15 protein-coding genes and 2 pseudogenes are annotated in these 19,176 nt (G+C 69.3%); 5 read left to right on the top strand and 12 right to left on the bottom strand.

What is annotated here, in order from left to right; all coding sequences use genetic code 11:
• Positions 1 to 111: 111 nt before the first annotated feature.
• The 3 genes and pseudogenes from OHO27_RS29995 to OHO27_RS30005 form a co-directional block, all read right to left on the bottom strand.
• Positions 112 to 546, bottom strand: a complete 435-nt coding sequence (locus OHO27_RS29995; RefSeq protein ID WP_328428085.1) for a DUF2267 domain-containing protein — start codon at positions 544 to 546, stop codon at positions 112 to 114.
• Between the two features lie 124 nt (positions 547 to 670).
• Positions 671 to 1,059 (bottom strand): annotated as a pseudogene (locus tag OHO27_RS30000) (DUF2267 domain-containing protein); the annotation flags it as partial.
• Between the two features lie 92 nt (positions 1,060 to 1,151).
• Positions 1,152 to 1,586: an Hsp20/alpha crystallin family protein gene (locus tag OHO27_RS30005; protein WP_328428086.1), complete on the bottom strand. Its 435-nt coding sequence runs from the start codon at positions 1,584 to 1,586 to the stop codon at positions 1,152 to 1,154.
• Positions 1,587 to 1,692: 106 nt separating this feature from the next.
• On the opposite strand from OHO27_RS30005, the gene OHO27_RS30010 reads away from it, so the two are divergent.
• Positions 1,693 to 2,406 (top strand): type III effector protein, encoded by a 714-nt coding sequence (locus OHO27_RS30010; RefSeq protein ID WP_443059628.1) that lies wholly within the window; start codon positions 1,693 to 1,695, stop codon positions 2,404 to 2,406.
• Between the two features lie 44 nt (positions 2,407 to 2,450).
• On the opposite strand, the gene OHO27_RS30015 is transcribed toward OHO27_RS30010, so the two are convergent.
• The gene (locus OHO27_RS30015; protein ID WP_328428088.1) at positions 2,451 to 2,765 is read right to left on the bottom strand and encodes an ATP-binding protein; all 315 of its coding nucleotides are present in this window, start codon (positions 2,763 to 2,765) and stop codon (positions 2,451 to 2,453) included.
• Positions 2,766 to 2,984: 219 nt separating this feature from the next.
• Between OHO27_RS30015 and OHO27_RS30020 the strand changes: the two genes are divergently transcribed.
• Together OHO27_RS30020 and OHO27_RS30025 are read left to right on the top strand one after the other, a co-directional pair.
• Entirely contained in the window at positions 2,985 to 3,836 is an 852-nt protein-coding gene (locus OHO27_RS30020; protein ID WP_328428089.1) for a helix-turn-helix domain-containing protein, read from the top strand.
• A complete protein-coding gene (locus OHO27_RS30025; protein WP_328428090.1) occupies positions 3,796 to 3,999 on the top strand; it encodes a DUF397 domain-containing protein in 204 nt (67 codons plus the stop codon). The genes OHO27_RS30020 and OHO27_RS30025 overlap by 41 nt, the downstream gene beginning before the upstream one ends.
• Here the strand turns inward: OHO27_RS30025 and OHO27_RS30030 are convergent.
• Positions 3,983 to 5,152 carry a steroid 3-ketoacyl-CoA thiolase gene (locus OHO27_RS30030; protein WP_328428091.1) on the bottom strand — a complete coding sequence of 390 codons (1,170 nt, stop codon included), beginning with the start codon at positions 5,150 to 5,152 and terminating at the stop codon, positions 3,983 to 3,985. The genes OHO27_RS30025 and OHO27_RS30030 overlap by 17 nt on opposite strands.
• Positions 5,153 to 5,443: 291 nt before the next feature.
• Here OHO27_RS30030 and OHO27_RS30035 point away from each other — a divergent pair, with 291 nt between their 5' ends.
• The gene (locus tag OHO27_RS30035; RefSeq protein ID WP_328428092.1) at positions 5,444 to 6,679 is read left to right on the top strand and encodes a cytochrome P450; all 1,236 of its coding nucleotides are present in this window, start codon (positions 5,444 to 5,446) and stop codon (positions 6,677 to 6,679) included.
• A 211-nt stretch (positions 6,680 to 6,890) separates the two neighbouring features.
• Here the strand turns inward: OHO27_RS30035 and OHO27_RS30040 are convergent, their stop codons facing one another.
• The 6 genes and pseudogenes from OHO27_RS30040 to OHO27_RS30065 all read right to left on the bottom strand — a co-directional run bounded on the left by OHO27_RS30040 (position 6,891) and on the right by OHO27_RS30065 (position 13,338).
• Positions 6,891 to 7,307, bottom strand: a complete 417-nt coding sequence (locus tag OHO27_RS30040) for a transglycosylase SLT domain-containing protein (RefSeq protein WP_328428093.1) — start codon at positions 7,305 to 7,307, stop codon at positions 6,891 to 6,893.
• A 334-nt stretch (positions 7,308 to 7,641) separates the two neighbouring features.
• The gene (locus tag OHO27_RS30045; protein WP_328428094.1) at positions 7,642 to 8,508 is read right to left on the bottom strand and encodes an ECF transporter S component; all 867 of its coding nucleotides are present in this window, start codon (positions 8,506 to 8,508) and stop codon (positions 7,642 to 7,644) included.
• Positions 8,505 to 10,248 (bottom strand): annotated as a pseudogene (locus tag OHO27_RS30050) (ABC transporter ATP-binding protein). The gene OHO27_RS30045 and the pseudogene OHO27_RS30050 overlap by 4 nt, the downstream one beginning before the upstream one ends.
• Positions 10,245 to 11,420 carry an energy-coupling factor transporter transmembrane component T gene (locus tag OHO27_RS30055; protein ID WP_328428095.1) on the bottom strand — a complete coding sequence of 392 codons (1,176 nt, stop codon included), beginning with the start codon at positions 11,418 to 11,420 and terminating at the stop codon, positions 10,245 to 10,247. The pseudogene OHO27_RS30050 and the gene OHO27_RS30055 overlap by 4 nt, the downstream one beginning before the upstream one ends.
• Positions 11,420 to 12,106 (bottom strand): SCO2322 family protein, encoded by a 687-nt coding sequence (locus OHO27_RS30060; protein ID WP_328428096.1) that lies wholly within the window; start codon positions 12,104 to 12,106, stop codon positions 11,420 to 11,422. Before OHO27_RS30060 ends, OHO27_RS30055 begins: the two co-directional genes overlap by 1 nt.
• Positions 12,103 to 13,338 carry a prenyltransferase/squalene oxidase repeat-containing protein gene (locus tag OHO27_RS30065; RefSeq protein ID WP_328428097.1) on the bottom strand — a complete coding sequence of 412 codons (1,236 nt, stop codon included), beginning with the start codon at positions 13,336 to 13,338 and terminating at the stop codon, positions 12,103 to 12,105. The genes OHO27_RS30060 and OHO27_RS30065 overlap by 4 nt, the downstream gene beginning before the upstream one ends.
• 830 nt (positions 13,339 to 14,168) lie before the next feature.
• Here OHO27_RS30065 and OHO27_RS30070 point away from each other — a divergent pair.
• Positions 14,169 to 15,092 carry an alpha/beta fold hydrolase gene (locus OHO27_RS30070; RefSeq protein ID WP_328428098.1) on the top strand — a complete coding sequence of 308 codons (924 nt, stop codon included), beginning with the start codon at positions 14,169 to 14,171 and terminating at the stop codon, positions 15,090 to 15,092.
• Between the two features lie 43 nt (positions 15,093 to 15,135).
• On the opposite strand, the gene fxsT is transcribed toward OHO27_RS30070, so the two are convergent.
• A complete protein-coding gene (gene fxsT, locus OHO27_RS30075) occupies positions 15,136 to 19,176 on the bottom strand; it encodes an FxSxx-COOH system tetratricopeptide repeat protein (protein WP_443059725.1) in 4,041 nt (1,346 codons plus the stop codon).

A 19,176-nucleotide genomic window follows, 5' to 3' on the forward strand; every position in this document is an offset into this window, starting at 1 on the left:
TCGAAGACGTGGAATCGGGTGGGAACGTTCACTGGCGGCTGAAGTGGCTACGTCTCCTCCGCTTCAGGCCGGGGCATCGGCGGCCGTCGCCGTGGACCGTCGGTGCGCCTGTCAGGCCGCCTGGGTGAGTTCGGCGCGGCCGAAGAGCAGGGCGTAGCCGGCCGGGAGTTGGGCGAGGATGCGGGTGAGGAGGTCCTCGCCGGCGAGCTGGGCCACGATCCGAAGGACGGTGCCGGTGTCCCAGCGGGTGGTGGCCGCTGTGCCGCCGGTGCGGTGCGCCAGGTCCTTGACGAAGCCCCAGCCGGTGAGAGGGGCGGTGGCCGGGATCGCGGACGTGAAGGTGACGGCGGCCTCATGCGGCAGCCTGGCCGCGAGCTCCACGCGTTCATCGCCCGTGAGCTGGCGCCCGAACGCGGCCAGCACGGCGTGCACAGCCTCCTCGGCCTGTGCCCGGGTGGCATAGGCGCCTTCGTAGCGCACTCGTTCCAGCATCTGCTCGAACGTGATGCCCGCGGTGTACCGGCGCGGCTGCTGCTGGGAGAACATCGCTGACGTGCTTGCCTTTCTCGTCGAAGTCGTCGCGAGGCGGCGGCCGGGGGACTATTCCGCCGGCCACCGGTGTCGCGCAGGTCAGGGGAGGGGTGATGTCTGCGGGCTGGACGGGCTGGACGGGCTGGGGGTGGCCGAACAGCAGGTCGTAGCCCGCCGGGAGCTGGAGCAGGATGCGGTCGGTGAGTTCCTCGCCCGCCGCGTCCGCGGCAACGCTGAGCACGGCCCCCACGTCCCAGGCCGCGGTCTGCTCCGTGGCTCCCTCGATCCAGGCCGCCGTGGCCCGCACGAACCGCTCGGGGAGAGCGGCTCGCGCGCCTGGAGCGGACTGAGCAGGATGAGTGCCAGACCCTCTGGCAGCCGGGCGGCCAGCTCCGCCCGTACCTCGCCCACCAGATGCGCGCCCAGCAGCGCCAGCACCGTGCGGGCCGCCCGCTCGGCTTCCTGGGTGGTGTCGTATGTGCCGCGTTCCTTGACCTGGTCCAGGAACGCCTCCCATCGCATGGTCATCGCTGCTCCCGTGCGTGTGTGGCGGTGAGCGGAGACGGGGGCGGCCGCGGGGGGACAGCCGTCCCCCGTCTCCGGTGCGGCCGGGAGGGGACTCAGCCGCTGATCTCCTTGCGCGTGGAGTCGCCACTGATGGCGATCTTGCGGGGCTTGGCGCGCTCGGCGATCGGGATCCGCAGGGTCAGCACACCTGCGTCGTAGTCCGCCTTGATGTGCTCCGTGTCCAGGGTGTCGGCCAGCACGACCTGGCGGGAGAAGACGCCCAGGGGCCGTTCGGACAGCTCCATCTGCACGTCGTCCGCCTTGGTGACGGGCCGCCGCTCGGCCTTGACGGTCAGCATGTTCCGCTCGACGTCGATGTCGATCGCGTCCGTGGCCACGCCGGGCAGGTCGAAGGCGATCACGTACTCCTCGCCCTCGCGGTAGGCGTCCATCGGCATCGCCGACGGCCGCGACCAGGTCCCGGTCGTGTTCAGGAGCTGCTGGGTGAGCCGGTCGAGCTCACGGAAAGGGTCGGTGCGCATCAACATTGTCAAACACCTCCGGCGTTCAGGTCAGGCACTGTGCTGCCAATGCGTTTCACCTGCCATCGTTGTAGCATGTCGTCCAAGCGATGACAAGCGGAAGGTCATCCAGATGACGACGACACCAGTTGGAGGTCCCGTGACCAGGGATGATCAGCAGGATGATCAGCCAACACCCCGTGCACGCGGTCTCACGTCGGCGTCCTTCATCGCCACTGCCGCGGCACTGAATTCGATCCACGAGGCACTGCACGCCGCCCGGTCAAACCGGGACGGGAAGCGCACCGGGTCCGACCAGGCCAGTTCCGAACAGGCACTCGCTGCCCTCCTGATGCTGCGTGAAGCGCGCGATCAGCTCGCCGAATGGGAGCCCGGCCTGATCGAGGCCGCGCGGGAGGCGGGCGCGAGCTGGGCCGACCTCGCCCACCCCCTCGGCGTCTCCAGCCGTCAGGCCGCCGAACGCCGCTACCTGCGGGTACGCCCCGGAACCCCGGGGTCCACAGGCGAGCAGCGGGTGCAGGCCACCCGCGACCGCCGCGCCGCCGACCGCACCGTCACCGCCTGGGCCCGCGCCAACGCCGCCGATCTGCGCCGGCTCGCCGGCCAGATCACCGCACTCACCGACCTCCCCGCCACCGCCAACACCTCACTCGCCGAGCTCGAAGCCGCCCTTGCCGACAACGACCCGGCCGCCCTGGTCGGCCCCCTGACGGTCACGCACACGTATCTGACGTCCGGCCACCCCGACCTCGCAGCGCGCATCGACGACCTCGCCTTCCACACCGACCAGCTGCGTCGGCACAGCGGCAACCAGCGGCGGAGCTGAGCCTTTTCGTCGCGCCGCGGGATCTTCCGACCAGGACGGATCTCTCACAGCGGAGGTGCGACACAGCCACTGCCGCACCAGCACTCGAACCACACCACCTTGCCGCCCCCTGCCACAGGATCCACGCCCCACTTGCCGGCCACCGCGTCCAGCAGCAGGAGCCCCCGGCCGCCCTCGTCGTCCGGCCCCGACTGCACGGCGAACGCGGGCAGTTGAGCGAAGCCGTCCGCCACCTCGACCCGCACCCCGCCCGGCTGCCGCAGGATCAGCACCTCGCACCGGCGGTCCGGAACATGCCGTACGACATTGGCGACCAGCTCGGTCACGCCCAGCTCCACGGCGTCGGTCAGTGCGGACATCGCCCACTCGGCGAGCAGCGAGCGGGCGATGGTGCGGATGTGCCGGGCCGAGTGTTCGCCGACGGTGAGGCGCAGGCGGTACTGGGCACGGAAGGGGACCAGGGAGGTGGGGGAATGTATCCGTTCACGGTACGAGCGTGACCTCGCGCAACTACTCTGGGCTACCGAACAGATACAACAGGTCCCGAAGTGGGCCGAGTTGCGTGAGAGGGCCGCTGCGTGACCCATATCAACACCCTCGACCCGGGCGCCTCGCCACTCGACTACTACGGCTTCGAACTACGCCGCCACCGCGAGGCCGCCGGTCTGACCCAGAAGCAGCTCGGGGACATCGTGTACTGCACGGGGTCACTGGTCGGCCAGATCGAGACGGCACGGAAGTTGCCGACGTTGCCGTTCAGCGAGCGGGTGGATATCGCCTTGGGGACGGGCGGGGCGCTGTCCCGGTTGCATGAGCTGGTGATGCGTAGTCAACTTCCGGCCTGGTTTCAGCAGGTGGCGGAGCTTGAGGCGCGGGCGATCGAGATCTGCTCCTTCCAGGACCACATGGTGCTTGGTCTCCTCCAGACCAGGGCATACGCGCGTGCCGTGCTCGGTGTGCTGGACGAAACCGACCTCGACGATCGCACCGAGGTGCGGTTGGCCCGTCAGCGCATCCTTGAGAAGCAGGAGTCGCCGGTCTTCTGGGCGATCCTCAGTGAAGCAGCGCTGTACTTGGAGATCGGTGGCCGGGGGACCATGCGGGAGCAACTGGCCCACTTGTTGTCGTTCGAGAACAATCCCCGGGTCAACATCCAGGTGCTGCCCTTCGCGGCGGGTGCGCATACGGGCCTGCAAGGCTCATTTGACCTCTACCGCTTTGCGAGCGACCCGACCACTGTTTACACGGAGGGATACGGCGGCAGCGGGCATCCGACCGCTAACCCGGAGACCGTCAGGATGTGCTCGCTCCGTTACGATCATCTGCAAGCCGCCGCACTCTCCATCAAGGACTCGGCGGAGTTGATCCGGCGCGTAATGGAGGAGCGTTATGGAGAGCACCGAGATTCTGGCGGGGATCCAGTGGCGTAAGTCCAGCTACAGCGGCGATGAGGGCGGCCAGTGCGTCGAGATAGCCGCAACCCCCCACACCACCGTCGCCGTCCGCGACTCCAAGAACCCGGCGGGGCCGATCGTCACCCTCGACCCCGCCGCATTCAACGCGTTCCTGGGTTGGGCTACAGCCGCTGAATGATCGTGCCGGTGGCAAGCCCCCCGCCCGCACACATCGTCACCAGCGCGAACTCCTTGTCCGCCCGCTCCAGTTCATGAAGCGCGGTCGTGATGAGGCGGGCCCCGGTGGCTCCCACCGGGTGCCCGAGGGCGATCGCGCCGCCGTTCACGTTCACCTTCTCCAGGTCCTGTTCGAAGACCTGAGCCCAGCTCAACACCACCGACGCGAACGCCTCGTTGATCTCGACGAGGTCGATGTCCTTCAGGGACATCCCCGCCTTGCCCAGCACGGCATTCGTCGCGTCGATCGGGCCGTCGAGGTGGAAGTGCGGGTCGGCGCCCACCAGTGCCTGGGCGACGATCCGCGCCCGGGGCCGCAGCTTCAGGGCGCGAGCCATCCGCTTGGACGCCCACATGATCGCCGCCGCTCCGTCGCTGATCTGGGACGAGTTGCCCGCCGTGTGCACGGCCGTCGGCATGACGGGCTTGAGCCTCGCCAGGGCCTCCATGGACGTGTCGCGCAGCCCCTCGTCCTTGTCGACGAGCCGCCACATGCCCTGTCCGGCACGCTGCTCGTCCTCGGTCGTCGGGACCTGGACGGCGAACGTCTCCCTCTTGAAGCGTTCCTCCGCCCAGGCGGCAGCCGCCCGCTCCTGCGAGACCAGCCCCAGTGAGTCGACGTTCTCGCGCGTCAGCCCCCGATGGCGGGCGATCCGCTCCGCCGCCTCGAACTGGTTGGGGAGGTCCACGTTCCACTCGTCGGGGAACGGCTTCCCCGGCCCGTGTTTCGACCCCGATCCCAGTGGCACCCGCGACATCGCCTCGACGCCGCAGCTGATGCCGACGTCGATGACGCCCGCCGCGATCATGTTGGCCGTCATGTGCGACGCCTGCTGCGAGGACCCGCACTGGCAGTCGATCGTCGTCGCGGCCGTCTCGTACGGCAGGCCCATGGTCAGCCAGGCCGTGCGCGCGGGGTTCATGGACTGTTCGCCGGCGTGGGTCACCGTGCCGCCGACGATCTGCTCGACCGCGTCGGCAGGCATGCCGGTGCGGCCCAGGAGTTCGCGGTACGTCTCGCCCAGGAGATAGGCGGGGTGGAGGTTGGCGAGCGCGCCGCCGCGCTTGCCGATGGGGGTGCGTACTGCTTCGACGATCACGGGTTCCGCGGCCATGGGGAGTGTCCTCTCCTCGGTTACCCGCGCGGCGCGGGGGCGTCCCGGCCGGCCCCGCCACGCGGAACTAGAACACGTACTAGTTCCCATTGCAGTCTGCTGACAGCGTGTCGACTGCCGCAAGAGTCGTGCAGCGTCTGAAGTGTTGATCTGTGGAGATCTGCACGAATCCCGCACGCAATTCGGGGTGCCGCGCCTCTTGCCACTTGTAGAACCCGTTACTACCTTCGCGGCAATCCTTGTTCTGATGGTCCGTCAGATGGCTACATGGCTAGATGGCTGGAGTTGCCGATGCCTTGTCCAGCGCTTCCCGACGGGTTCGACTTCACCGACCCCGATGTGCTGCAACACCGTGTACCCCTCCCGGAGTTCGCCGAGCTGCGCCGGGCCGAACCGGTCCGCTGGATCCCGCAGTCGGGCAACGTAGCCGGGTTCCAGGACGAGGGCTACTGGGCGGTGACCCGGCACGCGGATGTCAAGTACGTATCCACGCATCCGGAGTTGTTCTCGTCCTCACTCAACACCGCGATCATCCGCTTCAACGAGCACATCGAGCGCGACGCCATCGACGCGCAGCGACTGATCCTGCTGAACATGGACCCGCCCGAGCACACCCGGGTCCGCCAGATCGTGCAGCGCGTCTTCACCCCGCGGGCCATCAGGGCCCTGGAGGAACGCCTGCGCACGCGGGCGCTGTCGATCGCCGCCAACGCCCGGCAGCACTCCGGCCCCTTCGACTTCGTCACCGAGGTCGCCTGCGAACTCCCCCTGCAGGCCATCGCCGAGCTCATCGGCGTCCCACAGGACGACCGGGCCAAGATCTTCGACTGGTCCAACAAGATGATCGCGTACGACGACCCTGAGTACGCCATCACCGAGGAGGTCGGGCAGGAGTCGGCCACCGAACTCATCTCGTACGCGATGAACATGGCCGCCGACCGCAAGGAGTGCCCGGCGAAGGACCTCGTCACCACGCTGGTGGCGGCGGAGGACGAGGGCAACCTGCGCTCCGACGAGTTCGGGTTCTTCGTGCTGATGCTGTCGGTGGCCGGCAACGAGACCACTCGCAACGCCATCACGCACGGCATGCACGCCTTCCTCACCCACCCCGAGCAGTGGGAGCTGTACAAGAGGGAGCGCCCGGCGACGGCGGCCGAGGAGATCGTCCGCTGGGCGACGCCCGTCGTCTCCTTCCAGCGGACGGCCACTCAGGACACGGAGTTGGGCGGAAAGCGCATAAAGAAGGGGGAGCGGGTAGGAATCTTCTATGCCTCGGCGAACCACGATCCCGAGGTCTTCGAGAACCCGGACACCTTCGACATCACCCGTGACCCCAATCCTCACCTGGGCTTCGGCGGTGGCGGTCCCCACTACTGCCTCGGCAAGTCCCTTGCGGTCCTGGAGATCGACCTCATCTTCAACGCCGTGGCCGACGCCATGCCCGGCCTGCGGATGGTCGGCGACCCGCGCCGACTGCGTTCCGCCTGGATCAACGGCGTCAAGGAGCTCCAGGTGACCGCCGACTGACGAGACGCACGGCGCCACACTCGGGCCGACGGCTTCCCGGCGCCGTCGGCCCGTCCCGAGGGAGGCAGGAGCACCCCTTATCCCTACGCCCCGTTCCTGCCTCCCCCGAGACGGCTCCGTCGGCGCACGGGGTGACTCGTACGCATGGCGAAGGCGACGGCCCCGGGGATCGGGGGCCGCCGCCTTCGGTTCAGGGTCTGGCAGGGTCGGCTCAGTACCAGCCGTTCGACTGCCAGAAGTCCCAGGCGCCACAGGCACTGCCGTAGCGGTCCTTCATGTAGTCCAGGCCCCACTCGATCTGGGTGGCCGCGTTGGTCTTCCAGTCCGAGCCGGCCGAGGCCATCTTGTTGCCCGGGAGGGCCTGGACGAGGCCGTAGGCGCCGCTGGAGGAGTTGGTGGCCTTCACGTTCCAGTCGCTCTCGTGATCGACGATCTTGGAGAAGCACTGGTACTGGGCCGAGTCCGAGATCATCTTCTTCGCGACCTTCTGCGCCGAGCCGGTCTCGGTCGACGCGGCCTGGGCGGGCGCGGCGGCGAACAGGGTGCCGGCGGCCGTGGCGGCCAGGGCGGCACCGGCGAGAGCCTTCTTCGGGGCGGAGATGCGGCGGAAGGTAGAAATCGCGGACACGGAGAGCCTTTCTTCGGGGACAGGGGCCGCAGGCAAGCCGGAACCACGCGATGCGAGGCGGGGGCGTACGTCGGCGCCGAGGCCCTGAGGGCACGTCGGCGCCGTGCGACGTCGTCCAGAGAAACAGGCCGGGAAGGTGTCCGCAATGAGTCGTTTTGCTAGTTGTGGTCGTATGCGGGGGGAGTGGCGTCCGTGTGACGTGGCTCTCGATGTACAGGTCAGGGCCGGTTTCGGCATGCACATGGCATCCGATTTGTCCGACTAAGGTGGATCGTAGGTGATGTGTGTCATGTGGGGTGGTTCACCGTGCGGATCACGGACCGCGCGTGGCCCCTCACCCTGTGGGAGCGTCGAATGTGACCGGGGCCTCGAAAGCCGCCCGGCGCGTGGCACGGCGCAGCGCCCGCAGGATCACCGGGCCGAGGGTGACGGTCAGGACGACGGTGACGAGCGCCCGGCCGAGGTCCCAGCCGAGGGAGGTCGCCAGGCAGTACGCCACGAAGCGGGCCAGGTTCGCGGGGACGGCCGCCTCGGGGTCGAACGCCACGTTCGAGGCCAGGGCGCCCATGAAGGGCCAGCCGGCGAGGTTCATGATCGTGCCGTAGACGAAGGCCGCGAGGAAGCCGTAGACGGCCAGCATCAGCAGTTCCGCCCGCCCGCGCAGGCGGTCCTGGCCCGGCAGCAGGCCCGCGCCCATCGTGAACCAGCCCATAGCCAGCATCTGGAACGGCATCCAGGGGCCCACCCCGCCCGTCAGCAGCGCCGACGCGAACATGGTCACCCCGCCGAGCACGAACCCGAAGCCCGGGCCCAGGACCCGCCCGCTGAGCACCATCAGGAAGAACATCGGCTCAAGGCCGGCCGTACCCGCCCCGATCGGTCGCAGCGCCGCCCCCGTCGCCGCCAGCACACCGAGCATGGCGACCGCTTTCGGGCCGAGCCCCGACTCGGAGATCGTGGCGGCGACCACCGCGACGAGCAGGACCAGGAGAGCCGAGAAGAGCCAGGGCGCGTCCTGGGCGTGAGCGCTGAGCTGGGAGGTGGGTGGTGTGAGGAAGGGCCAGCCGAAGGCCGCGACGCCGACCGCGCTGACGAGGGCCAGGGCGGCGAGGGAGCGCGGGCCGAGGCGGACGGCTCGGGCCTGGGGGGTGGGGCGGGTGGATCCGGCTTGGTGAGCGGGGTGAGCGGAGCGGCCCTTCATGCCAGCGCCTCCCGTACCTCGGCGACCGTGAGCCACTTCTGCGGGGCCAGGATCTTGGCCACCTGCGGGGCGAAGGAGGGGGAGGCGACCACCACGTCCACCGCCGGGCCGTCCGCGATCACCTCGCCGTCGGCGAGCAGGATCACCCGGTGGGCCAGTTCGGCGGCCAGCTCCACGTCGTGGGTGGCCAGGACGATGGCGTGCCCCTCGGCGGCCAGCCCGCGCAGGATGCCGAGCAGACGGGCCTTCGCCGCGTAGTCCAGGCCGCGGGTGGGTTCGTCGAGCAGGAGAAGGGGCGGCTTGGCGGTCAGGACGACGGCCAGGGCGAGGGTGAGGCGCTGGCCCTCGGAGAGGTCGCGGGGGTGGATGTCGTCCGGGATGTCCGGGAGGAGCTTTGAGACGAGGGTTCGGCAGGTGCCGGGGGCTGCGCCGGCGTCGGCGTCGGCTGACGTGCACTCCGCTGCGACCGTGTCGGCGTAGAGCAGGTCGCGGGGTTCCTGGGGGACTAGGCCCACTCTGCGTACGAGGTCGCGGGGCGGGGTGCGGTGCGGGACGGCTCCGCCTACGTGGACCTTGCCGGCGGACGGTTCCACGAGGCCGACCAGGGTGTTGAGGAGGGTGGACTTTCCGGCGCCGTTGCGGCCCATGAGGGCGATGGTTTCGCCGGGGGTGACGGTCAGGTCTATGTGGCGTAGGGCTTGGATGCGGTCGCGGATTACGGCGAGGGCTTGTACTTCGGCCGTGTGGGGGAGGGTGGAGTGGGTTCGGTGCGTTTGCGTTGGAACCAGCGGGGGTGGCGCCCACGGGGGTGGAGGGTGCGGTTTCGTCGCGACTGCCGGTCCGTTGTGGCTGGTCGCGCCCACGCGGCGGTAGCCGCAAATCGAGTACAGCCCCGCGCCCCTGGAGGGCGGCGTTGCAGTCCCGGCCCTCAAGTCGTTGACGTAGGTTTGCCGCCTTTCGCCTCGCGTCGCGGACCGTTAGTGGCAGCGGGGACCAGTCCGCCAGGCGGCCCAGGGCCACGACCGGGGGGTATACCGGCGATACGGCCATGACCTCTGCCGGGGTGCCCAGGATGGGGGCCGCTCCGGGCGAGGGGAGCAGGGCGACCTGGTCGGCGTACTGGATGACTCGTTCCAGGCGGTGTTCGGCCATGAGGATCGTGGTGCCGAGGTCGTGGACCAGGCGCTGGAGGACCGCGAGGACCTCTTCCGCGGCGGCCGGGTCGAGGGCCGAGGTCGGCTCGTCGAGGATGAGGACCTTGGGGTGCGGGGTGAGGACCGAGCCGATCGCGACGCGCTGCTGCTGGCCGCCGGAGAGGGTGGCGATGGGGCGGGCCCGGAGGTCGGTGAGGCCGAGCAGGTCGAGGGTCTCCTCCACGCGGCGGCGCATCACGTCGGGGGCGAGGCCCAACGACTCCATGCCGTAGGCGAGTTCGTCCTCGACCGTGTCGGTCACGAAGTGGGACAGGGGGTCCTGTCCGACCGTGCCCACCACGTCGGCGAGTTCGCGCGGCTTGTGGGTGCGGGTGTCGCGGCCGGCCACCGTGACGCGGCCGCGCAGGGTGCCGCCGGTGAAGTGCGGGACCAGGCCGCTGACGGCGCCGAGGACGGTGGACTTGCCCACGCCCGACGGCCCGACCAGGAGGACGAGTTCGCCCTCGGGCACCTCGAAGTCGACGCCCTGGACGGCGGGTTCGACGGCGCCGTCGTAGGTCACCGAAACATCCTCGAAGCGGATCACGACGGCTCCTTGGGGATCACGAAGGCGGGCAGCAGGCCCAGCAGTACGGCCGCCGCCGGCCACAGCGGGAGGGCCGGCGCGACCAGGGGGACCACACCGGGGTGCAGCGCCTCGGGGTCGCGGGAGGCGGCGAGGGTGAGCAGTGCGGCCACCGCGACGCCGGAGCCGGTGACCAGCCAGGCGCGGGCGTCCCAGCGGTCGGGGCGGTAGCGGGTACGTGGGGTGCGGCGGCCCCCGAGCCACAGGCCGGCCAGCGCGGCAGCCAGGCCGGCGAGGAGGACGGGCAGGCCGTAGGTGGCGCCCTGGGCGGTGAGCAGGCCGTACGTGCCGGCGCAGACCCCCAGCAGGCCGCCGAGGGTGAGGGCGGTGGTGGTGCGGCGGACCGGGGCGGGGACCTGTGCGGTACGGCCGTATCCGCGGGCGTCCATCGCGGCGGCGAGGGCGACCGAACGCTCCAACGCACCCTCCAGGACCGGGAGTCCGACGTGCAGGAGGCCGCGGATGCCGTGGTCGGGCCGGCCGCGCAGACGCCGGGCGGCGCGCAGGCGCTGGACGTCGGCGATCAGGTTGGGGGCGAAGGTGAGGGCGACGACCACCGCCACGCCCATCTCGTACAGGGCGCCCGGGAGGGACTTCAGCAGGCGGGTGGGGTTGGCGAGGGCGTTCGCCGCGCCCACGCAGATCAGGAGCGTGGCCAGTTTCAGGCCGTCGTACAGGGCGAACACGAGCGCCTCGGCGGTGACCGTCCCGCCCAGGCGGATGCCCTGGGCCCAGTCGGGGAGGGGGACTTCGGGGAGGGTGACGATCACGTGCGTGCCGGGGATGGGGGAGCCGAGGGCCACGGCGAAGAAGAGACGGATGAGCAGGACGGCCAGGGCGAGCTTGACGAAGGCGGAGTAGGAGCGGGCCCAGGGGGTGTTCGGGCGGCAGGTCGCCACCACGTAGGCGGACGTGGCGATGAGGAGGGTGAGCAGGAGGGGGTTGGTGGTGCGGGTGGCCGCGGTGCCGAGGGAGAGGGCCCAGAGCCACCAGGCGCCGGGGTGGAGCTGTGCACGGGGACGCAGATGGGGGACGGGGCCGCCTGCCGGCGCCGGTGGGGTGCCGTCTCTCTTCGGGACGTGCGCCTCCCCGGCGGCACGAGTGCCCGCGGGCCGGCTGGGGCGGCTTGCCATCAGGTTCGCCGCCGCCGTGCCTGCCACACCGCTGCCGCGCCCAGCACCGCCACCACGCCGACCCCCGCCACCAGGCCCAGGGACGGACCGTCGTCCGAGGCGTCCTTGTTCTCCGCGGAGGACGACTGCGCGGAGGACGACTCCTCGGAAGGCGATTTCGGGGACGCCGCCGTCGACTGGTCGCCCCCGGCCACCTGCTCCCCGCACCCCGTCTCCGGATAGCCCCCGATCGCGCACAACAACGCGTCCGTGCCGTACCGGAGGGGCTTGGCCACCGCGGCCAGGGCCTCTGCCGTGGTCGCGTTCGGGGCGACCCGGGCGCATACGGTGCGGCGGGCCGGGGGCGTCTCGCCCGACGGAGCGCCGGCCGCCGTACCGAAGTCGATGACCAGAGCCACCCGCTTCTTGCCGTCCTGTGCGGGCGTCCGCGCGCAGATCACCGCGAACTCGGCCGCGCCCCTCGGCTGGGCGGCGTCCTTCGAGTCCTCGCTCACCGCGAAGCGGAAGCCCTGGACATCGCCGTCGGAGGGGCGGGCCGTGGAGGGGCCCTGGGTGGCGTACGTCCACTTGCCGCCGTCGCGGTCCCAGAACGACCAGTAGCGGTAGCCGGTCGCCTGGGCGGCCTGGGCCGCGCCGGTCACGAGGACCAGTGCGGCCAGGAGGAGCGTGAGAGCGCGGCGGATCACGATCGCTTGGCCTTGTTGCGGCCGCTCAGCAGGAAGCCGACGCCGATGCCCGCGACCAGGCAGACGCCGACGAACCACCACACGCCGAACCCGTTGTCGTCGTCCTCCTGCTTGTCCGAGGCCTTCGCCGACGCCATCACCGACCCGTTCGGCGCCGACTGCGGTGCCGGGCCCGTCGCGTTGAGCTGCTTGACCAGGTCCGCGCCGCCGAAGTCACGCGGGTCGGCGCCGGTCGCGTGGGCGGCGAAGATCAGCTGGGCGTAGGCGGCCGGGCCGCTCTGCGCGGCCCACTGCTCGGAGTTCTGCTCCAGCCAGCGCAACGGCTTCTGGGTGGCGCTCGCACCGCTCTGCGCGGCGAGGGCGACGACCGCGTCGGCCGTGTTGCCGTAGTCGGGCTGGTCCTCGGCGCCCGGGAGGGCGGACATCAGGTGACCGTCCTTGGCGAGGGCTTGCGTCAGGTATGCGGCGCCGTTGGCCGCTGCCCGCTCGGGGGTCGCGGAGCCGGCGTCGGTGCAAGCCGCGTCCGACTGCTTGCCCGGGCTGACCACGAGGCCCTTGCCGAGCGCGCCGACGACGCCCGCCGCGGTCGCGTCCGCGTTGGCGGCCAGGCCGCCCTTCTTGTCCGGCTGGAACGCGAAGGCACCCGCGTCGGCGCCCTTGCAGGGCAGGGCGAGCTCTATCAGGGCGTCGTACGGGGACTTCCCGCCCTTCACGACCTCCGCCGGCTTCTCGCCCGAGGCGGCCAGCGCGCCGACCACGACCGACGTCGAGTTCGCGTCTGTGGGCCCGCCCGCGGTGTAGCCCCAGCCGCCGTCCCTGTTCTGGACCGACTTCAGCCAGGACACCGCCTTGTCGGCGACGGCGTCGTGCCCGCCGAGCGCGGCCAGTGCCTGGACGGCGGCGGCGGTGCTGTTGGTGTCGATGAGATCCTTCGGGCTGCAGTCCGCGCTCGTGTCGGCGCGGTAGGGCGCGAAGGCCCCGTTCGCACACTGCTGCCCGACCAGCCAGTCCACCGCACCCTTCGCCGGCTTCACGTCCACGGTGTCCTGCGCGAGCAGCGCGAGGGACTGGCGCCAGACGCCGTCGTACGTGGGGTCGGAGTCGCCGTACAGCTCGGCGGGGAACGCCTGCGACGGCGACGTGGAGGGGGTCGGGTCGGCGGCCACGGCGGGCCCGGCCGCGCCGATCACGACGGTGGCGGCCAGGGCCGCTGCGCTGCGGCGGACGTACATGATCGGCGGGTGCCCTTCCCTAGGGGGAACCGGGCAGCACAGGGAAAACCCCCGGCGGCTCGGCTCCGTATACCTCGACGGTGCCGCGCTCCGGCAGGCTGCCGGTGCACGTGAGCCGGTCACTGTCCCGTACGCGGCGATCCGGCTCACCGGCCTTCGACGACCGGTTCACGATGGGGGTCCCTCCCAGGCCCTTAGGGCACTGGGGGAGGGTCAGCGCCGGATTTGCACCGGCTTTCCCCCGTACGGGTGTGATGACGACGGCGACACTCTACCCGGGGGTAGGCGGGGGCTGAGAGGGGGCTGTGCACGGCGGAGGCGGTCCGGTGTCGAGCGAGGTTGAGGGCGGCCGGTTCGGCTGGAATTCGCCTATGGACGTCGACCGGGTTGCCGGGCTTCGCCGTGGGCGTGTGCATGATCCCGGCCATGGCGTCGGTCCTTCCTCGCGGACGGACCGGAATCGGACGACGTCAGAATGCGCGGCGAGTCGGGTGGCCCCATCATGTGGGTACTGCCCTCGGTCTGCGTGATCGCTGCCCTGGGGCGTTGTGATCACTGAAGTGTCAAACCAAACATGCATTTTGCGCCGAATGGTTATCGGTGTGGCTGGAATGACCTGCCGGAGGGTGGGGATCCTCTACCGTTTGGTCGGTGCGAGCGGCCCTACGGGACGCGCAACCGTCACCCCGTGGCATTGCGTCTTACGGAAACCCTTGGTCCGTCGCCATGACGGCTGGTTTGTGTGTCGACTGGCCCCCTGACGGGCGGGATGCTGGTTCTCTGGGTCCTGCTCCGGGCGGCCGCGGCGCTGGCGACGGGAGGCACACCTGGTGTTGGGAAGTGTCAAGAGCGGCGACGGCAAGAGGCTGCTCTTCTTCGAGACGTCGGGGGACCCGAAGGGGCACCCGGTGTTCTTGCTGCATGGCACTCCGGGCAGCAGGGTCGGGCCGCGTCCACGTACCAGCGTTCTCTACAAACTGGGTATTCGGCTCATCTCCTATGACCGGCCGGGTTACGGGGAGTCGCAGCGGTTAAAAGGCCGCACTGTGCGTCATGCTGCAGCGGACGTGCAGGCAATCGCCGACCACCTGAATCTCGGACCGTTCTCCGTGCTCGGCCGTTCTGGTGGCGGGCCGCATGCATTGGCCTGCGCGACGCTGCTTCAGGGCCGGGTGGCCAGTGCTGCCGCGCTGGTCAGCATCGCGCCGCCAGATGCCGACGGGCTCGACTGGTATGAAGGGATGGCCCAATCCAATATCGACGCCTACAGGACCGCCTCCGAGGCACTCAGCGACGGTTCCGCGGCATGTCTGGATCGCCTCAGGGCCAACCTGGCCAGCAACGCGGATGCCATCAGGGACAACCCTGAATCATTGCTGACCTGGCTAACCCCGGAGATGCCGGCGGCCGACAGGCTAGTGGTGGGACATGGCGGCATCCGGCACTTACTCCTAGCCAACTACCAGGCCAGCGCGGTGCATTCCTCATTCGGCTGGCTGGACGACGTGCTGTCGTTCCGACAGGACTGGGGCTTCGAGCCAGGCAAGATCGTCGAAGTTCCGACCATGCTCTGGCATGGCGAACACGACACCTTCTCGCCCGTTGGCCACTTCCGATGGCTGGCTGCCCGCATCCCTTCAGCGACACCCGTGCTGAAGCGTGAGGCGGCGCACTTCGCCGCCCTGCCGGCCGTACCGGAAATACTCGCGTGGCTTCGTGACCGGGCCCGCGAACGCTTCGGGGCCGTCGTGTAGCGAGGGCGCTCGCTGGAGCCCAGGGAGCGCCCCCTCCCGCAGATCAGATCGGGTGAGGGTCGAACTCCCAGCCCGAGCGACTCCACTTGCGCAGGGCGAGAGCCCTAGGGTGGTCGGCTCCGAGTCGCGCGGTGAGCGCCCCCAGCACCTCCTCGCGAAGCCGCTCGGCGGCCTCCGCCTCTCCCAGTTCGTTCAGAACCACCGCGAGGTTGGCGGCGCAGACCAGCGGGGCGGGGTGCTGGTTGTCGTTGAGGACGTCGCCAAGCCGGTCCAGTACCTCCTCGTACGTCGCGCGGGCTCGTTCCCGCTGTCCCAGGGCGGCCTGGGCATTGGCCAGGTTCATCCGGCACATCAGGGTGAACGGGTGGTCGTCGTCGAAGATCTCCGCGAAGGCCCGTGCCGCCTGCTCTGCGTAGGCCAGGGAGGAGGCCACCTCGTTGGCCGAGTAGAGGAGCACGGCCAGGTTCGCGTAACAAGCCACCGTGTAGGGGTGCTTGTCATGGAAGAGCCGACGGCAGTCGTCCAGGACCTGGCGTGCCAGGTCGCAGCCTTCCTCCGTACGGCCCTGCGCGCCCAGCATCCCGGCCAGTCCCAGTTGGAGCAGCAGCCGGTTGGGGGAGGCGGAGCCCTCCTCGGAGGGTAGATTGGCCAGCACCGTGCGCGTCAGCTGCTCCGCCTCCTGGGCGCGGCCCAGGTGGAGCAGGGCTCCAGAAAGCGACCTCCCCGCGTTGATGGTCGTGGGAGAGGACGGGCCGAACTCCTTGTTGTCCAGACAGTGGTCGTAGGTACGTCGCAACAGAAGCTCGGATCCGGCGTATTCGCCGCAGTCGAGCAGGTTGCGGGCGTAGTTGATAGTCGATTCCCGCGTGTAGGGGTGTTCCGCGCCCAGGATCTTGTTCCGGGTTTCCATCGTTCTGCGGTCCAGTGACAGCGCGTCCGAGTACTGCCCCAACACCCTTCGGCACACGGCGAGATTGTTGGCTGCCACCAGGCTGCGTGGATGGTCCTCGCCGAACAACTCAAGAAACCTCTCGTGGTTGAGGCGGTCGCGTTCCAGTGCTTCGCCATGGCGGCCCAGACCACGCAGGTCGGCTGCCACACCGCCGGAGGTCATGAGGATATGGAGATCGTATGGGCTCTCCAGGGCCGCTTCCTGGCGCCTCAGTACATCTGTGCCGATGTCCAGGGCCTCCTTGTACCTGCCTTGCGCACGCAGAATGTTGGCGATCTGAAAGCCCATGTGGAGCACCCAGCGCTCGTCGGGCCCGCTGTGTTCGAGCCAACCCTGATGCACGCGAGTGCTGAGGTCCTGCGCTTGCCTCAGCTCACCGCGGCGACGCAACTGGCGTACCCGGTCCACGATCAGCTTGCGGATGCCGTAGTCGGGTGTAGTGAGGGCCCACGGAGTTCCCAAGTGTGGCCAGATGATGCGGTAGCGCTCCCAGGTGTGGTGGTCTTCGGGGTCGTCCTGTTCGGGACGGGCAGCCACCAGGGTGCGGAACACGACGTCCCGGGTGGCCTCCTGCTCCTCGTCCGTCATGTTCTGGCGCACCGACATCTGCACCAGTCGGTGCACGCGGAGACTGCTCGACTTGCGGTCCACAGCGGCGAGTGAGAGACGGCTCAGCTCCCGGAACGCCCGAGCGATCATCTCTGTGCTGTCGAAGGCATGCGGCCGGAACTCCTGATCGCCCGAGGTGCTCGGGCCGATCAGGGACTGTGCGATCTGCGTGCCCTGAAGCAGGTTCATGGAGATCGGTTCAGGGCTGAACCAGGCAGCTAGTTTGAGCAGTTGAGCTGCCGGCGGAAAGTTCTTGTTGAGTTGATCGATGGCCACTTTCCAGGTCTGGGAGACGTCGAGTACCCGATTTTCGGGGCCCAGATCGGGTGTGTCGGCGGAGGGCTGGCGCTCGAGGAGCTTCACGTATTCACGGGTCTGAAGGCCACTTTCCTTGAGCACGGCAGCCGCGTGCTCGACGGCCAGCGGCAGATCGCCGAGGGCGGCGGCCACTTCGTCGGCCTCCTTGGTGCTGCACTCGGTGAGCCTGCGCTTGAGGTGCAACACGCTCTCCGCGCGCTTGAAGACGCCGACATCGACGATCTCCGCATACCGCTCCCAGCCCTCGGAGCGTTGACTGGTGGCCAGGATGTGGCCGGACTTGCTGCTCACCAGGAGGTCGGACAGATCGTTCACGTGCTCGACGTTGTCGAGGATCAGCAGCCAGCGGCTGTAGGGCCGGCCCAGACGCAGCGCATCTTTGACGCCGGCTGCCGTCGCCGTCGGGTTCTTGCGCTGGGCAACATTCAGATAGCTTGCCAGCCCCGCGAACTGTTCCACTGCAAGGTTTCGCTGATCGGCCTGGACGTGCCACACGACGTCGTAACCGCTCTTGAAGCGGTGGGCGAACTCCATGGCCAACATCGTCTTGCCCACGCCACCCAAGCCGCGCAGAAGCACCGTGCCGTCGCCGGCCAGCAGCCGCTCGCGCAGGAACTCCAGCAGTTGCTCGCGACCGGTGAAAGACGGGTTGCGGATCGGCATGTCCGGGGACAGCACTGCGGGCTCGGCTCCGGGGAAGCGAGGACCACCGTCGCTCGTGACGGCCGGGCTGAACAACGTCTGGGCCGGAGCCTCCACGGCATTCAGCAGCGCTTGCCTGGCGGCGTCCTCATCGGCACCGCATCGGGACAGATCCGCGGATGTGCGCTCGGAGAACGGCGGACTCAGCCGTACGTCGTCCACCCGGACGGTAACCAGACTGCGCCGATTGCCCAGGTCGTCGACGGTGTCGGCCGCCTCCCATACCGCGCGTGTCTCCGCGGACCGTCGGTAGGCCTGGGAGAGGACCGCGATGGTCCGGGTGGGTGATTCCACCGTCTTCTTGCCCGTGGTTCGCGGCGGTGCTGTGGTGGTGCCGTTGGAGAGCAGACGTACTTGGAAACCAACGGACTTGAGGGTGAACTCGATCCAGTCGACCCAGGTGCGGTCCTCGGGGACGAAGCTGACATGGATTGTGGTGTTCTCCAGCGGTCTGGGCCGCTTGTAGAGAGCGAGAACCCGCTTGCGCTCGGAATCGTCCAAGCGGGGAAGCGCGGTGACTTCGCCCTCGGAGATGACATCAGTCAGCCGTTCGCAAGCGGCGAGCAGCGAGGTGGGGCTGCCCGGAGCATCACGGAAGGGGGCCAGCAGTTCTTCGTAGGCGTAGAAGGGCCGGTAAGGGATCTCGACCTTGCCCCAGTACTCCTGGGTGTCCAGGGCGCAGTGGCGGCGCACGATGTCGGCGAACTTCGCCCGCATCTGCTCCCGCGCCGCCTCCAGGCGGTCGGCCTCGCCGTTCGCGTCCTCCACGCGCATAGGGACCGGAATGATGCGGATCCCCCGATAGCCGTAGAGACCCTCGATCTTCTGCGCCACGGCCAGTGCGCCGTCCATTCCCTGGCTGCTGGGTGTGAAGGCGACGACCAGGGCGTCCGGCAGCAGCACCGTGCACACCTCGGAGACGTCGCTCAGACCGGTGCGGCTGTCGATCAGGACGTAGTCGTAATTCTGAGTGAGTTCGCGCTTCAGTGCCTGGACGAAGACCGGTCCGTGCCAGGTGTGGTCCAGGAAATGCATCCAGTCGAACTGCGAGTACGCCGACAGGTACTCCTTGTTCTGCGTGCCGGGCGAGACGTAGTCCAACCGACCGCCGCCGGGAAACTCCCAGTCGATCGGGATTACACAGTGGTTGAAATGGGCCTGGGTGGCCACCCAAGCCGCTTCGGCGGTCTCCCACTCGTCCTGTGCGTGAGGTTCCGGTTGCTTCCGCTGCTCCAGCACGGTCTGGTTGAAGTGCAGGAAGAGGTCGATGATGCCTTGCGCGGTCCGTAACCGGTCGCGTTCCAGGAAGGGATGCAGAAAGCGGTCGAGGCCGGGCGCGTCGAGATCCCAGTCGACGACGAGCACCCGCTTTCCACCCGATGCCAGGATCCAGGCGGTGTTGGCGAGGGACATGGTGCGGCCGGTGCCGCCCTTGTACGAGTAGAAGGTGATGACCTTCCCTCGGGCCGTTTCCTCCGGACCCGGATTCAGCATTCCCGCCAT

The sequence above is a fragment of the Streptomyces sp. NBC_00443 genome, from assembly GCF_036014175.1.
In the GTDB taxonomy this organism is placed as follows: Bacteria; Actinomycetota; Actinomycetes; order Streptomycetales; family Streptomycetaceae; genus Streptomyces.